The following is a 14,388-nucleotide window of genomic DNA, read 5'->3' as shown; positions in this document are numbered from 1 at the left end:
CGTGTCTGACATTCTTCGCAAAATCGAGGCCTACAAGCGCGATGAGATCGCGGCGGCAAAAGCACGCGTGCCGCTCGCCGAAATCAAGGCGCGGGCGAAGGATGCGGACGCACCGCGCGGCTTTCTTGCCGCGCTCGAAGCGAAGCGCAAATCAGGCGCCTTTGCGCTGATCGCCGAGATCAAGAAGGCGAGTCCCTCCAAGGGCATGATCCGTGCCGATTTCGACCCGCCGGCGCTGGCGCAGGCCTATGCCAAGGGTGGTGCTGCCTGTCTTTCAGTGCTGACCGACGCGCCGTCCTTCCAAGGCGCGCCGGAGTTTCTCACCAGGGCGCGAGCCGCCGTCGCCCTGCCCGCGCTGCGCAAGGATTTCCTGTTCGATCCGTATCAGGTCTTCGAAGCCCGCGCCTGGGGCGCGGATGCCATCCTGATCATCATGGCAAGCGTCGACGACGCCCTGGCCAGCGACCTCGAAACGACAGCGTTCGAACTCGGCATGGATGCGCTGATCGAAGTGCATGACGAGGCCGAGACACAGCGCGCGCTAAAACTGTCGTCGCGGCTGATCGGCATCAATAACCGCAATCTGCGCACATTCGAGACCAGCCTCGACACTTCGGTGCGGCTGGCGACGATGGTGCCGGCCGACCGCTTGCTGGTCAGCGAGAGCGGTATTTTCTCGCATGACGACTGCCTCAGACTGCAAAAGAGCGACATCGGCACGTTCCTTGTCGGCGAGAGCCTGATGCGGCAGCAGGACGTCACCACGGCGACGCACCTGCTGCTGACAGGCAAGGCGCCAGTCGAGGCTATCTGACAATGACTGCCACCCTCACCCATCTTGGCGCCCAGGGCGAGGCCAACATGGTCGATGTCGGCGACAAGGCAGAGACGACGCGCACGGCAATCGCCGAAGGCTTTGTCGCGATGCAGCCCGAGACCCTGAAGATGATCCTCGCCGGCAACGCCAAGAAGGGCGACGTGCTCGGCACCGCGCGGATCGCCGGCATCATGGCGGCTAAGAAGACCCATGAACTGATCCCGCTCTGCCATCCGCTGCTGCTGACCAAGGTTTCCGTCGACATCGAGCCGGACCATGCTTTGCCCGGCCTGAAAGTCACAGCACTTGCGCGTGTCACCGACAAGACGGGCGTAGAGATGGAAGCTTTGACGGCCGCCTCTGTGGCTTGCCTGACCATCTACGACATGGCCAAGGCGGTGGATCGTGCGATGGTCATCTCCGGCATCCGGTTGGTCGAAAAAACCGGCGGCAAGTCGGGCGACTACAAGGCGAGTTCCTAATGGCGCTGGTTCCGGTCGCCGAGGCGCTCGAGCGCCTGCTGGAAGGCGCTGCGCCGCTGGCCGGTGAAAGCGTTCCGCTCTTCGAGGCCGCGGATCGTGTGCTGGCGGAACCGGTCGTCTCGCTGCGCACCCAACCGCCTTTCAATGCTTCCGCCATGGATGGCTACGCGGCCCGCGCCAAGGATGTGGCGTCGGTGCCGTCGCGGCTTTCAGTGATCGGCATGGCGCCGGCCGGGCGTGGTTTTGACGGCACGGTCGGCAAGGCACAGGCCGTGCGCATCTTCACCGGCGCGCCGCTGCCCGAAGGCGCCGATACCATCGTCATCCAGGAAAATGTCCGGGATCTCGGTGACGGCGACATCGAAGTGATCGAACCCACCGCTGAAGGACGCAACATCCGCCGCATCGGCCTCGACTTTTCGAAAGGCGACGCGCTGCTGGAACAAGGCCGCGTGCTCGACCCGGCGGCGCTCTCGTTGGCGGCATCGGCCAACCATCCCCGGGTCAGCGTGGTAAAACGGCCGCTGGTAGCCATCATCGCCACCGGCGACGAATTGTTGCCGCCCGGCAGCGATCTCGGGCCGGACCAGATCGTCTCCTCCAATGCCTATGGTGTCGCCGCGACAGCGCAATCGGTCGGCGCCCGCGCGCTCGATCTCGGCATTGCCGCCGATCGCAAGGAGGCCATCGCCGCGCTGGTCAGACAAGCGGTTGCGGCCGGTGCGGACGTCATCGTCACGCTTGGTGGCGCCTCGGTCGGCGATCACGACCTGATCCACGACGTACTGACCGGCGAAGGTATGACGCTCGGCTTCTGGAAGATCGCCATGCGCCCCGGCAAGCCGCTGATGTTCGGGCGCCTCGGCGATATCAGGTGCATCGGCCTGCCCGGCAACCCGGTGGCGAGCCTGGTCTGCTCGCAGCTGTTCCTGAAGCCGCTGCTGGCGCGGCTCGGCGGCCGCAATCATCGACAGGACATACGCCCGGCGCGATTGGGCACCGCAATGCCGGCCAACGACCTGCGCCAGGACTATGTGCGGGCCGTGGTCAGGGAAGATGACGGCGCGCTGGTGGCGACGCCGTTCGGAATCCAGGATTCCTCGATGCTGAGAATGCTGGCCGACGCCAACGGGCTGATCGTGCGGGCACCGTTTGCCCCGGCAGCGGCTGCGGGCGAAGCTTGCAGCGTGCTGATGCTGCGCTGAAGAATCGCAGGCAAGCCATTAATAACAGAAGATAAAATGATCTTGGCTCTATTCCGAGATCAACGTCCGGGTCAGCGGATGCGCCGGATCGGCAAGGCCGTCGACAATATCGAAATGATGCCGATCGGGCTCGACCACGGCGCTGGTGGTGGCGCCAAGGCCGGTCCAGATGTTGGCAAGCAACGCATTCTGGCGCAGGAACTCGGCGCGCTCGCCACCACCGGTCCAGCAGGTGATGCGGGTCCCATTCATGGGACGCAGCAGGGCCGGGCTTTCCGCCAGCGCCTCCTTCTCGTCGATGGCCAGTGTCGCGTTCATCTCGGTGCGCATGATCGGACGCAAATCATGAACGCCTGAGATCGAAACGACATGGCGTATGCGCCGCGCCACATCGGCCGTCAGAGGCGTGGTTGTCGTTATCATGCGGCTGGCAAGATGGCCGCCGGCCGAATGTCCGGTCAGCATCAGCGGTCCCCCGACCATTGCCGCTGCCTTGCCGATCGCCGCACCGATTTCGCTGACGATGCCGGCGATGCGTATGTCCGGGCACAGCGTGTAGGACGGCATCGCCACGGCGAAGCCATTGCCGACCGCGCCATTGGCTAGGTGCGACCAGGTACTCTTGTCGGACTCCAGCCAGTAACCGCCATGGATGAACACCACGAGCCCCTTGGGAGCGGCCTTGGGAAGGAAAAGATCGAACCGATTGCGCGGTCCGTCACCATAGGCAATGTCGAGCCGTGCCCGGCCCTCTGCCGAAAGCGCATTGCGAAACGCTTGCGCCGGTTCCGCCCAGGCGGCTGGCCAGCGGTCGCTGCCGGCGATGTTCGCGCCGTTGGCATAGGCGCTGTCCCAATCGGCAATGTGACGTTCGAGCATCGGCACCCCTCCCCCGGAATGGCATCGTTTCTACGCTAGCAATGGCCACCGCCGTGCCGTGCGTCAATGCTCCAGAACAAAAACATTTTAGGCTTGAAACAAATTTCGACTGATGCGATCCTGCCCCGACGAACAGCCGACAATGGGAGGTCTGCTGTGCGGCTCAAAACCTGCAGATGTGGACTCTTTCCGGGCATCCCCGAGCAGGTGGAACGGCGGCACGAAGCCTCCTCAATAGCAGGACCTTTAGATCCATCACATCCGGCCAGGCGCCTCGCGCACTGGCCGTCCAGCAGACGGGATAGCGGCGACATGCTTGGGCCTTCAGCGCATATCGACACGTTCACGCGCGATCACCTGCCGCCGCCGGAACAATGGCCGGATATCCTGCTCGATGGCTTTGACTATCCCGAACGCCTCAACGCCGGCGTCGAACTGACCGACCGGCTGGTCGAGAAAGGCCTGGGCGACCACACCGCGCTGATAGGCAACGGCCGCCGCCGCACCTACAAGGAACTGTCCGACTGGACGAACAGGCTGGCCCACGCACTGGTCGAGAATTATGGCGTCAAGCCGGGCAACCGGGTGCTGATCCGTTCGGCCAACAACCCCGCCATGGTCGCCTGCTGGCTGGCAGCCACCAAGGTCGGCGCCGTGGTCGTCAACACCATGCCGATGCTGCGCGCCGGCGAACTCGCCAAGATCGTCGACAAGGGGGAGATCACCGTCGCGCTCTGCGACACCAGGCTGATGGACGAGATGACCGCCTGCGCCAAGGACAGCGCATTCCTCAAACAGGTCATCGGTTTCGACGGCACCGCCAACCATGATGCCGAACTCGATCGTGCCGCGCTCGACAAGCCGGTGACGTTCAGCGCCGTCGACACCGGCCGCGACGACGTCGCGCTGCTTGGCTTCACCTCGGGCACGACAGGCGTGCCGAAGGCGACGATGCATTTCCACCGCGACCTCCTGATCATCGCCGACGCCTACGCCCGCGAAATCCTCCAGGTGACGCCGGACGACATCTTCGTCGGCTCGCCGCCGCTGGCCTTCACCTTCGGTCTTGGCGGGCTCGCGATTTTCCCGCTGCGCTTCGGTGCGGCGGCGACGTTGCTGGAGCAGGCGACGCCACCCAACATGATCCACATCATCGAGACCTACAAAGCGACCATCTCCTTCACCGCGCCGACCGCCTACCGCGCCATGCTGAAGGCCATGGATGAAGGGGCCGACCTGTCGTCGCTGCGCGTCGCCGTTTCGGCCGGCGAAACCTTGCCCGGTCCGGTTTTCGAAGAGTGGACGCAAAAGACCGGCAAGCCGATCCTCGATGGCATCGGCGCCACCGAAATGCTGCACATATTCATCTCCAACCGTTTTGGCGACATGAAGCCTGCGTCGACCGGCAAGCCGGTGGGCGGCTACGAGGCGCGCATCGTCGACGACGAGATGCGCGAGTTGCCGCGCGGTGCGACCGGCAGGCTGGCGGTGCGTGGCCCGACCGGCTGCCGCTACATGGCCGATGACAGGCAGAAGGACTACGTCCGCGACGGCTGGAACCTCACCGGCGACACCTTCACGCAGGACGAGGACGGCTTCTTCCATTTCGCCGCGCGCTCAGACGATATGATCGTCAGCGCCGGCTACAACATCGCCGGCCCCGAGGTCGAGGCGGCACTGCTGTCGCATCCGGACGTCGCCGAATGCGCTGTCATCGGCGCCGGCGATGCCGAGCGCGGCCAGATCGTCGAGGCGCATGTCGTGTTGGCGCAGGGCGTGGCCCCTGACGCGTTGACCACCAAGCGCCTGCAGGACCACGTCAAGGCGACGATCGCCCCTTACAAATATCCACGGTCAGTGAAATTCATCGCCGCTCTGCCCAAGACCCAGACCGGCAAGATCCAGCGCTTCCGGCTGCGTACGGAGAAAATCAATTGAGCGAGCCCTACGATCCGGCGTCCGAAGGCGCGCAGATGTCGTTCAAGGAGCGCATGTCCTACAGCGACTATCTGCACCTGGAGAAAGTGCTGGAGGCCCAGACGCCGCTGTCGTCGGCGCATGACGAGATGCTGTTCATCATCCAGCATCAGACCTCCGAACTGTGGATGAAGCTCGCCCTGCATGAGATTGGCGCTGCGATCCGTTCGATCCGAGCCGACCGGCTCGAGCCGAGCTTCAAGATGCTGTCGCGCGTCGCGCGCATCTTCGAGCAACTGAACAATGCCTGGGACGTGCTGCGGACGATGACGCCCAGCGAGTACACCGAGTTCCGCGATGCGCTCGGCCAGTCCTCGGGTTTTCAGTCCTGGCAGTATCGCGCCATCGAATTCATGGCCGGCAACCGCAACCTGGCCATGCTCGGGCCGCATAAGCACCGGCCGGACCTCAGCGGGAAGCTGGAGGCGATCCTGGCCGAGCCTTCGCTCTATGACGAGGCACTGCTGCTTCTGGCGCGCAACGGGTTCGACATCGGCGCCGATGCCAGGCGCACGGACTGGCGTGAGACGCGAACCGAAGATGAAGAGGTCCTGGTCGCCTGGCAGACCATCTACCGCGATCCGCAGCGCTACTGGATGTTCTACGAACTGGCCGAGAAGCTGGTCGACTTCGAGGATTATTTCCGCCGCTGGCGCTTCAATCACGTTACCACGGTCGAGCGCATCATCGGCCTGAAGCGCGGCACCGGCGGCACGTCGGGTGCTTCGTATCTGAAGAAGATGCTCGAGGTCGTGCTGTTCCCGGAGCTGTGGACGGTCCGCACAAGGCTCTGACATCGAAATTCAGGCACACCGAGGGGACGCGTCTGTGGCGGAAAACCCTTCGCGAACAACAGAGGACTGACTGACCATGGGTGGAATTCCTGATCTGGCTGCAATCGAAGCGATGGATGCCACGGATCCGCTGCGTGCCATGCGCGATCGTTTCATTTTGCCAGAGGGGGTGATCTATCTCGACGGCAATTCACTGGGGGCAGCGTCGCATGCCGCTCTTGGCGAGCTGCAGCAGGCGGCGACCCAGGAATGGGCCCAGGATCTCATCCGAGCCTGGAACACAGCCGGATGGTTCGACATGCCGATCGAACTCGGCGACCAGATCGGACGCCTGATCGGAGCCGCGGCCGGCCAGACCGTCGTCTGCGACACGACGTCGGCCAACATCTACAAGGTGCTGCATGCGGCGCTGGAGATGCGGCCCGGCCGGTTGGCCATCGTCGCCGAGGGTGATAGTTTTCCCACCGACCTGTACATCGCCGAAGGCGTGGCCTCGACCCGGGATGGCGTCGTGCTGCGCCTCGCTGGCGTCGACGCGCCAACCATCGAAGAGCTGATCGACGAAAGCGTCGCGGTGGTGGTGGTCAACCACGTCAATTACAAATCGGGTGAACTGCGCGACATGGCGGCGCTGACGCGCAAGGCTCATGCGGCCGGAGCGCTGATCGTCTGGGATCTCTGCCACACCGCGGGCGCTCTGCCGGTCGAACTCGACCATGCAAATGCCGATTTCGCCATCGGCTGCACCTACAAGTACCTCAACGGCGGTCCGGGCGCGCCTGCCTTCATCTATGCCGCAAAGCGCCACCACGGCGATATCAGCCAGCCGCTCAGTGGCTGGTGGGGGCATGCGCGGCCCTTTGCCTTCGAACAGGGTTATGTTGCCGGCACCGGCATCCGCCGCTTTCTGTGCGGCACGCAGCCGGTCCTGTCGATGCGGGCGCTCAAAGGCGCGCTTGCCATCTGGAACGACGTCGACATGGCGGCATTGCGAAAGAAGAGCGTCGCGCTGACCGAACTGTTCATCCAGCTCGTCGAAGAGAAGTGCGGCGCCTATGGTCTCACGCTGGAGAGCACCCGCGACGCGACCAAGCGCGGCAGCCAAGTGTCGTTCCATAACGATCACGGCTATCAAATCATGCGGGCGCTGATCGAGCGTGGGGTGATCGGTGATTTCCGCGCGCCATCGACCATCCGTTTCGGCTTCACACCGCTCTATGTCGGCTACAAGGATGTGTGGCTGGCGGTCGAGGTGCTGGAAGACATTCTGCGCACGGGTGCATGGAAGGACCAGCGTTTCGCCGTCAAGGAGGCTGTCACCTGACGCAGCCCTTTCGACGATCTGTCGTCGCCGGCTCTCCCCAAGTCATATGACCGAGGGACGAATTTCCAGCTCGCAAATGCGTTCATTGCTGGGGGCCAGCGCCAGCCGCGATAATTAACCAAGGTTGGCATTTTGGCTTCGTTTCGTTCACTGCGAACGAACGCCCGAAAAGCTGAAATACCCACATTCGAGGGGCCTATCGACAGCTCATGCCAACACTGAGCTCGGCATGGACCACAGGCCATTAACCATAACAATTTCAATGCCAGAAAGCGCAACGTGACGGCAGACAGTCGTCAACGAGGCCCGTTTTCCAACACCGAAAAATTTCCGCCATCTTAACAAATTCATTAAACTTTAAACAGTTGCGGAACACAACTGGAACAGATAGTGTTTGTTCTGGGTTTGTTTTTCTGATTCTGATTTCCGGTACCTTGGGGGCCGCCATGCTGACGCGCAAGCAACACGAACTGCTGATGTTCATCCATGAACGCCTGAAGGAAAGCGGCATTCCGCCATCCTTCGACGAGATGAAGGAGGCGCTCAATCTTGCCTCCAAATCCGGGATTCACCGGCTAATCACAGCTCTAGAGGAGCGCGGCTTCATTCGGCGGCTGCCCAACCGGGCACGCGCGCTGGAAGTGTTGCGGCTGCCGGATTCGATCGCGCCCGGCCTCAACGCGGCAAAAAAGTTCTCGCCAAGCATTATCCAGGGCAGTCTTGGTCAAGGCGGCCTTGGCCGGCAGCTCAAGCCGGCGCCTTCGCGGATGTCTTCGGCCGGCAATGACGACGACGTGGTCTCCGCCATTTCGATCCCGGTGATGGGCCGCATCGCGGCAGGTGTGCCGATCGATGCCATCCAGCATCAGACGCATTCGATTTCTGTGCCGCCGGACATGATCATGGGCGGCGAGCACTATGCCCTTGAGGTCAAGGGCGACTCGATGATCGATGCCGGCATCTTCGACGGCGATACCGTCATAATCCGCAATGCCAATACGGCGAGCCCCGGCGAAATCATCGTGGCGCTGGTGGATGAAGAGGAAGCGACGCTGAAGCGGTTCCGCCGCAAGGGCGCCTCGATTGCTCTCGAAGCCGCCAATCCAGCCTATGAAACCCGTATTTTCGGCCCGGACAGGGTCAAGGTGCAAGGCAAGCTCGTCGGCCTGATCCGCCGCTACTGAGGTGGCTGCGGTTTAACCACTGGCTTCTCTGGTCCCTTGAAGGGCGGCAGTCCCCTCGCCTCGCGTGAGAATTTGCGTTGTACATGCCAGGGCCGGTAAGGCCTGTCCACCGCGAAGCTGACGGTTGCCGGCGTGGTCGCCGACTGGCGATCGAAGAAGATGGCAGCGCTGCCTTTGCGAGCCAGTTGTCGCTTGGTGATGACGAGAACCAGCGGATTGTGACAGGCGTCATAGGCCGTGGCGTCATTGACAACGATCAGCTCGGCAAAGCCGCAGGCTTTCCAGGTGTCTTTTCGGTCTTCGACATAGGCAATGATCGCACCGGACGTGTGCCTGGCCAGACAGACGCCCGAGGTGCAATAGAACGGCGATCCCGGCGGCAGTTCCGGGGCATCCGCGATCTCGAATTGCCCATCGCCCTTGTCGAACACCTCCGGCACGACGATGGTTTCGGATGTCAGTGCGCGTTTCCAGTTGTCGACGGTGAATTCGTTCGGCCGTGCGCGGCTGACGGCGAGCTCGCCGCCGCCGATCGGCAACGCAACCAGTCGGGCGTCCTCCGAGATCAGCACGTCGGGCGTGCGCGCATCCGAGACGGTCAGCAGGCCGGCAAGCGCAAAGGGAAGAGCCGCGAGCCGCAGCCGTGTCGTCGCCATCGTCGCGATGACCAGGGCAATCGCCACCAGCAGGACAGACTGCTGCGAAATCAATCCGACCCCATCGACAGGCGAACGCTCGGAGATCCACGCCGATATGGTGACCATCGCCGTCAGGCCCTCGCCCATCAGATACAAAAAAGGTCCATCGGCGCCAAAGGGCATCGTCAGTGCGCTGATCACGGCAAGCAGCATAACGACCGAGACAATCGGCATGATGGCCAGATTGGCAAACAGGCTGAGCGGCGACACGCGCTGAAAATGCCAGATGGCAAACAGCGCAGTGGCGCTGCCGGCGATGATCGAGGTCATGGCAAGGCCACCCGCCGCCAGCAGGAACTTTCGCGTCAGGAAGCCAGGTAAGGATCGCTTTGGCGGAGGCGGTCTGGTTTTCCCCGCGCGATGATCCGACCAGCCGGCATAGGCGCCGACCAGCGCGGCAGTCGCCGCGAACGACATCTGAAAACTTGGGCCGACCACTTCATGCGGCGACACCACGATGACGGCGATCGCCGAGATCGCCAGATTGCGCATGGTGAGTGCTGCCCGATCGAACAGCACGGCAATCAGCATCACTGCCAGCATGATGAAGCTGCGCTCGGCGGCAACCACGACGCCTGAGATGATGAGATAGGCGGCGATCGAAAGCAATGCCGCGGCGGCGGCATATTTCTTGACCGGACGGCGCGCGGAAAAGTCCGGGAACAGGGCGAAGGCACCGCGCAGCAAACCCATGATGGTGCCGGCGACCAGCGCCATGTGCAGCCCGGAGATGGAGATAATGTGGTAGATGCCGGTACGCCGCATCGCTTCATTGATTTCATCGGGAATGCCGGCGCGCACCCCGACGATCAGCGCAGCGGCGATCTCGCCTTCGGCGCCACCGACGCTGGCCCTGATATGATCGGCAATCGCTTCACGGGCATTTTCCACGCGAGAGGAAAGGCGGGCCGACAGCGGCATGTCGCCGTCATCAGTGACGACAAGCTTTGGATTGCCGAGAAAGAACCCGCTGCCGCCGATGCCTGCGAAATAACTGTCGAAGGAGAAGTCGTAGCTGTCCGGCCGCACCGGACCCGTCGGCGGCAACAGCTTGGCATATCCCGTGATCAGGGACCCGGCGGTTGTGTCTGCCGGGATCTTTCGTGCCGAAAGCCGCACCCGCTCGGGCGCATAGCGCAATTTCGGCCTTGCGGTCGACGTCACGTCGATGGTCAGCCGGACGCGACCGGTCTCCATCCGGTCGAGCGAGACAACCCGGCCGGTCACCTGCGTCGAGATTTCCGAACCCAGCATCTGTGTGCCTGCCCGCCATGTCTCGACCTTTGCAGCGAGCAGACCCAGCGCGCACAAAAGTGCCGCCATGAAGCACAGATGGGTCTTTGGCCAGGAACGCGAGACCCCCGCACATAGGGCGGCAAGGGCGACGACCGCGACGGGCTTGGCAAAGTCAGGCTCCGCCGCCAGCGAAAAGTAGCCGATCGCTCCGACTGCCAGACAGACCGGCACCAGCAGGAAAGCGATGCCTCGGTCGAGTTCCAGGCCAGCCGCAGTGGCTACGCTGTGGCGCAGGCGACGCAGTGAAATCCGGCCGATTCGCCGGCGCACGCGCACGACCCTGTCGGTTTCGGCAACTGGAATAGAGGCGGCGACATCCGCTTGTACGGGCGCTTTGCCGGGAGCCGGCACAAGGGGCGACGGCGGCGGCAGCGGGGCTGGCAGAGGCGCAAAGAGGGACCGTTCGCTGACGCCAATAGCGGCGTCCTCGCCCTGATCCGAGCCCCGGCTTCGTCCAGCCATCGGGTCTGCCCCTTGCGCCCTCGACACCCTATGCTACATGAACGCCGGGCGCGCGAAAGTCCGCGCGACAACACCCCGCTTCAGATGGTTTCCGAGAGTTCCATGTCCGACAAGGTCGTCACCCGTTTTGCCCCCTCGCCCACCGGCTACCTGCACATAGGCGGGGCGCGCACGGCGCTGTTCAACTGGCTGTATGCAAAGCACACCGGCGGCACGATGCTGCTGCGCATCGAGGACACCGACCGCGAACGCTCCAACGAAGCCGCCACCGCTGCCATTCTCGACGGACTTTCCTGGCTCGGCCTCAGCTGGGACGGCGAGCCGGTGTCGCAGTTCGAGCGTGCGCCGCGCCACCGCGAGGTGGCCGAGGAACTGGTGCGCATGGGCAAGGCCTATTATTGCTACGCGACGCCGGCCGAGTTGGAGGCAATGCGCGAGGCCGCCAGAGCCAAGGGCCTGCCGCCCCGCTATGACGGCCGCTGGCGTGACCGCGACCCCTCAGAGGCGCCTGCAGGCGCCAAGGGCGCCATCCGCATCAAGGCGCCGACCGAGGGCGAGACCATCGTCCATGACCGCGTCCAGGGCGAGGTGCGCTTTCCCAACAAGGATCTCGATGATTTCATCATCCTGCGTTCGGACGGCAACCCGACCTATATGCATGCCGTCGTCGTCGACGACCATGACATGGGCGTCACCCACATCATCCGTGGCGACGACCATCTGACCAATGCCGCCCGCCAGACCGTGATCTACAACGCCATGGGCTGGGAGGTGCCGTCCATGTCGCATATCCCGCTGATCCACGGCGCCGATGGCGCCAAGCTGTCGAAGCGGCACGGCGCGCTCGGCGTCGAGGCCTATCGCGCCATGGGCTACCTGCCGGAGGCGCTGCTCAACTACCTGGCGCGCCTTGGCTGGAGCCATGGCGACGACGAGATCATGTCGATCAAGGACATGATCTCCTGGTTCGACATCGGCGACGTCAACAAGGGCGCGGCCCGCTTCGACTTCGCCAAGCTCGAGGCGATCAACGGCGCGCATATGCGCCGTATGAGCGACGCCGAGCTGTTCGACATCTTCATCGCCACCTTGCCCTATCTCGAGGGTGGCCCGGCGATGGCTTCACGCCTGAACGACAGCAACAAGGCGCAGTTGCTGGCAGCACTGCCGGGCCTGAAGGAGCGCGCCAAGACGCTGGTCGAACTCGTCGATGGCGCAGCCTTCTTGTTTGCCACGCGACCGCTGCCGATCGATGACAAGGCCGCCCTTCTGCTCAATGACCATGCCCGCAAGATCCTGCGCGGCGCTCACGAAGCTTTGAACGCACTTGCAAGTGAGTGGACGGCCGCTGCAGCGGAGGCCGCGATCCGCGAGGTTGCAGTGGCTGGTGGCCACAAGCTCGGCGCCGTGGCCCAGCCTTTGCGCGCCGCTTTGACCGGCAAGAGCACCTCGCCGGGCGTGTTCGATGTGCTTGCCGTGCTCGGTCGCGAGGAAAGCCTGGCGCGCATAGAAGATCAAATCGATTAGGAGCAAACTGGCCCAAGAAGATTGGCATTGAAAGGCGGGTTTCGCAGTGCAACATTAGGCCTTGGCCCAATCTGGCACGCACCTCCTGAAATGCGGTGGCGAATACGCGCATAGCGGTGATTTCGACGTGTCGCTTTGCAGAATTTTGCCTTTGCCGGCATGAGGAAACAACAAGGAGTTTGCAATGACCGAAGCTGCGAAGAAACTGGATTTGGGCGGCAAGACCCAGGAGGCCACGGCAACGCTTGAATTCGCTGGCAAGACCCACGAATTCAAGGTGCGAAGCGGTTCGGTCGGGCCCGATGTCATCGACATCGCCTCGCTCTACTCCACCACCGGTGCCTTCACCTACGATCCCGGCTTCACCTCGACGGCAAGCTGCGAATCCGAAATCACCTTCATCGACGGCGACGCAGGCATCCTCTTGCACCGCGGCTATCCGATCGACCAATTGGCCGAACACGGCGACTTCCTCGAGGTCTGCTATCTCCTGCTCTACGGTGAATTGCCGACCAAGGCGCAGAAGGACGATTTCGATTACCGCGTGACGCGCCACACCATGGTGCACGAGCAGATGTCGCGCTTCTTCACCGGCTTCCGCCGTGACGCGCATCCGATGGCGGTGATGTGCGGCGTGGTCGGCGCACTGTCGGCCTTCTACCACGACTCCACCGACATCTCCGACCCTTACCAGCGCATGGTTGCCTCCATGCGGCTGATCGCCAAGATGCCGACGATCGCGGCGATGGCCTACAAATACCACATCGGCCAGCCCTTCATTTACCCGAAGAACGAGCTGAATTTCGCCGCCAACTTCCTGCACATGTGCTTTGCCGTGCCGTGTGAGGAATACAAGATCAACCCGGTGCTGGCGCGCGCCATGGAGCGCATCTTCATCCTGCACGCCGATCACGAGCAGAACGCCTCGACCTCGACCGTTCGTCTCGCCGGCTCTTCGGGCGCCAACCCGTTCGCGTGTATCGCAGCCGGCATCGCTTGCCTGTGGGGCCCGGCGCATGGCGGCGCCAATGAAGCGGCGCTCAACATGCTGGGCGAGATAGGCCATGTCGATCACATCCCTGAGTTCATCGCCCGCGCCAAGGACAAGGACGACCCGTTCCGGCTCATGGGCTTCGGCCACCGCGTCTACAAGAACTACGATCCGCGCGCCAAGATCATGCAGAAGACGGCGCATGAGGTCTTGGGCGAGCTCGGCATCAAGGACGATCCGCTGCTCGACATCGCCATGGAGCTGGAAAAGATCGCGCTGACCGATCCCTATTTCATCGAGAAGAAGCTCTANGCTCGGCATCAAGGACGATCCGCTGCTCGACATCGCCATGGAGCTGGAAAAGATCGCGCTGACCGATCCCTATTTCATCGAGAAGAAGCTCTACCCGAACGTCGACTTCTATTCCGGCATCACGCTGAAGGCGCTGGGCTTCCCCACCACCATGTTCACCGTGCTGTTCGCGGTCGCCCGTACCGTCGGCTGGATCGCGCAGTGGAAAGAGATGATCGAGGATCCGCGCCAGAAGATCGGCCGCCCGCGCCAACTCTATACCGGTGCGCCGGAGCGTGACTACGTCCCGATTGCCAAGCGGTGATCGAGGCTATCTGGACTGAAAAGGCGCCCCTCAGGGCGCCTCAGACTGCTGACAAACCCCGTCGATTTTCGGCGGGGTTTTTTGTTATGTGATTGAAGTGTCTTGGACAGTTTGTGTCAGGAGATTTTGGCAGGAG

At 63.0% G+C, this 14,388-nt stretch carries 10 protein-coding genes and 2 pseudogenes; 10 read left to right on the top strand and 2 right to left on the bottom strand.

Annotated features, from left to right (window positions below; translation table 11 throughout):
• The first annotated feature begins 1 nt into the window (after nucleotide 1).
• The 3 genes from trpC to glp are packed head-to-tail and all read left to right on the top strand — an operon-like array spanning nucleotide 2 to nucleotide 2,504.
• Nucleotides 2-814 carry an indole-3-glycerol phosphate synthase TrpC gene (trpC, locus tag ASD99_RS22600; RefSeq protein WP_057144968.1) on the top strand — a complete coding sequence of 271 codons (813 nt, stop codon included), beginning with the start codon at nucleotides 2-4 and terminating at the stop codon, nucleotides 812-814.
• A gap of 2 nt (nucleotides 815-816) precedes the next feature.
• The gene (gene moaC, locus ASD99_RS22595; RefSeq protein WP_057144967.1) at nucleotides 817-1,299 is read left to right on the top strand and encodes a cyclic pyranopterin monophosphate synthase MoaC; all 483 of its coding nucleotides are present in this window, start codon (nucleotides 817-819) and stop codon (nucleotides 1,297-1,299) included.
• Nucleotides 1,299-2,504, top strand: a complete 1,206-nt coding sequence (glp, locus tag ASD99_RS22590) for a gephyrin-like molybdotransferase Glp (protein ID WP_056587614.1) — start codon at nucleotides 1,299-1,301, stop codon at nucleotides 2,502-2,504. The genes moaC and glp overlap by 1 nt, the downstream gene beginning before the upstream one ends.
• Before the next feature lie 48 nt (nucleotides 2,505-2,552).
• Here the strand turns inward: glp and ASD99_RS22585 are convergent, their stop codons facing one another.
• On the bottom strand, nucleotides 2,553-3,383 hold the full coding sequence (locus ASD99_RS22585) for an alpha/beta hydrolase (RefSeq protein WP_057144966.1): 831 nt from the start codon (nucleotides 3,381-3,383) through the stop codon (nucleotides 2,553-2,555).
• Between the two features lie 312 nt (nucleotides 3,384-3,695).
• Here ASD99_RS22585 and ASD99_RS22580 point away from each other — a divergent pair, with 312 nt between their 5' ends.
• The 4 genes from ASD99_RS22580 to lexA all read left to right on the top strand — a co-directional run bounded on the left by ASD99_RS22580 (nucleotide 3,696) and on the right by lexA (nucleotide 8,662).
• A complete protein-coding gene (locus tag ASD99_RS22580; RefSeq protein ID WP_057144965.1) occupies nucleotides 3,696-5,321 on the top strand; it encodes an AMP-binding protein in 1,626 nt (541 codons plus the stop codon).
• On the top strand, nucleotides 5,318-6,154 hold the full coding sequence (kynA, locus tag ASD99_RS22575; RefSeq protein WP_082583396.1) for a tryptophan 2,3-dioxygenase: 837 nt from the start codon (nucleotides 5,318-5,320) through the stop codon (nucleotides 6,152-6,154). The genes ASD99_RS22580 and kynA overlap by 4 nt, the downstream gene beginning before the upstream one ends.
• 76 nt (nucleotides 6,155-6,230) lie before the next feature.
• Entirely contained in the window at nucleotides 6,231-7,478 is a 1,248-nt protein-coding gene (kynU, locus tag ASD99_RS22570) for a kynureninase (RefSeq protein ID WP_057144964.1), read from the top strand.
• Between the two features lie 446 nt (nucleotides 7,479-7,924).
• Nucleotides 7,925-8,662, top strand: coding sequence for a transcriptional repressor LexA (gene lexA / locus ASD99_RS22565; protein ID WP_056587603.1), 738 nt, complete (start codon nucleotides 7,925-7,927; stop codon nucleotides 8,660-8,662).
• Here lexA and ASD99_RS22560 read toward each other — a convergent pair.
• The gene (locus ASD99_RS22560; protein ID WP_056587600.1) at nucleotides 8,656-11,118 is read right to left on the bottom strand and encodes a ComEC/Rec2 family competence protein; all 2,463 of its coding nucleotides are present in this window, start codon (nucleotides 11,116-11,118) and stop codon (nucleotides 8,656-8,658) included. The two genes, lexA and ASD99_RS22560, sit on opposite strands and share 7 nt — an antisense overlap.
• Before the next feature lie 102 nt (nucleotides 11,119-11,220).
• Between ASD99_RS22560 and gltX the strand changes: the two genes are divergently transcribed.
• The 3 genes and pseudogenes from gltX to ASD99_RS34925 form a co-directional block, all read left to right on the top strand.
• Nucleotides 11,221-12,645 carry a glutamate--tRNA ligase gene (gene gltX, locus ASD99_RS22555; protein ID WP_057144979.1) on the top strand — a complete coding sequence of 475 codons (1,425 nt, stop codon included), beginning with the start codon at nucleotides 11,221-11,223 and terminating at the stop codon, nucleotides 12,643-12,645.
• A gap of 184 nt (nucleotides 12,646-12,829) precedes the next feature.
• Nucleotides 12,830-13,947, top strand: a pseudogene (gltA, locus tag ASD99_RS22550) (citrate synthase); the annotation flags it as partial.
• A 71-nt stretch (nucleotides 13,948-14,018) separates the two neighbouring features.
• A pseudogene (locus ASD99_RS34925) lies at nucleotides 14,019-14,252 on the top strand (citrate/2-methylcitrate synthase); the annotation flags it as partial.
• Between the last annotated feature and the right edge of the window lie 136 nt (nucleotides 14,253-14,388).

This window comes from Mesorhizobium sp. Root695, assembly GCF_001428185.1.
GTDB lineage: Bacteria > Pseudomonadota > Alphaproteobacteria > Rhizobiales > Rhizobiaceae > Mesorhizobium.
The sequence above is the reverse complement of the archived record's forward strand: the minus strand, read 5'-3'. Positions and strand labels throughout refer to the sequence as shown.

Excerpts from the sequence above, each read along its gene's own strand:
- glp (WP_056587614.1), top strand. The coding sequence starts at position 1,299 with ATGGCGCTGGTTCCGGTCGCCGAGGCGCTCGAGCGCCTGCTGGAAGGC.
- moaC (WP_057144967.1), top strand. The coding sequence starts at position 817 with ATGACTGCCACCCTCACCCATCTTGGCGCCCAGGGCGAGGCCAACATG.
- lexA (WP_056587603.1), top strand. The coding sequence starts at position 7,925 with ATGCTGACGCGCAAGCAACACGAACTGCTGATGTTCATCCATGAACGC.
- ASD99_RS22580 (WP_057144965.1), top strand. The coding sequence starts at position 3,696 with ATGCTTGGGCCTTCAGCGCATATCGACACGTTCACGCGCGATCACCTG.
- gltX (WP_057144979.1), top strand. The coding sequence starts at position 11,221 with ATGTCCGACAAGGTCGTCACCCGTTTTGCCCCCTCGCCCACCGGCTAC.
- kynU (WP_057144964.1), top strand. The coding sequence starts at position 6,231 with ATGGGTGGAATTCCTGATCTGGCTGCAATCGAAGCGATGGATGCCACG.
- ASD99_RS22560 (WP_056587600.1), bottom strand. The coding sequence starts at position 11,118 with ATGGCTGGACGAAGCCGGGGCTCGGATCAGGGCGAGGACGCCGCTATT.
- ASD99_RS22585 (WP_057144966.1), bottom strand. The coding sequence starts at position 3,383 with ATGCTCGAACGTCACATTGCCGATTGGGACAGCGCCTATGCCAACGGC.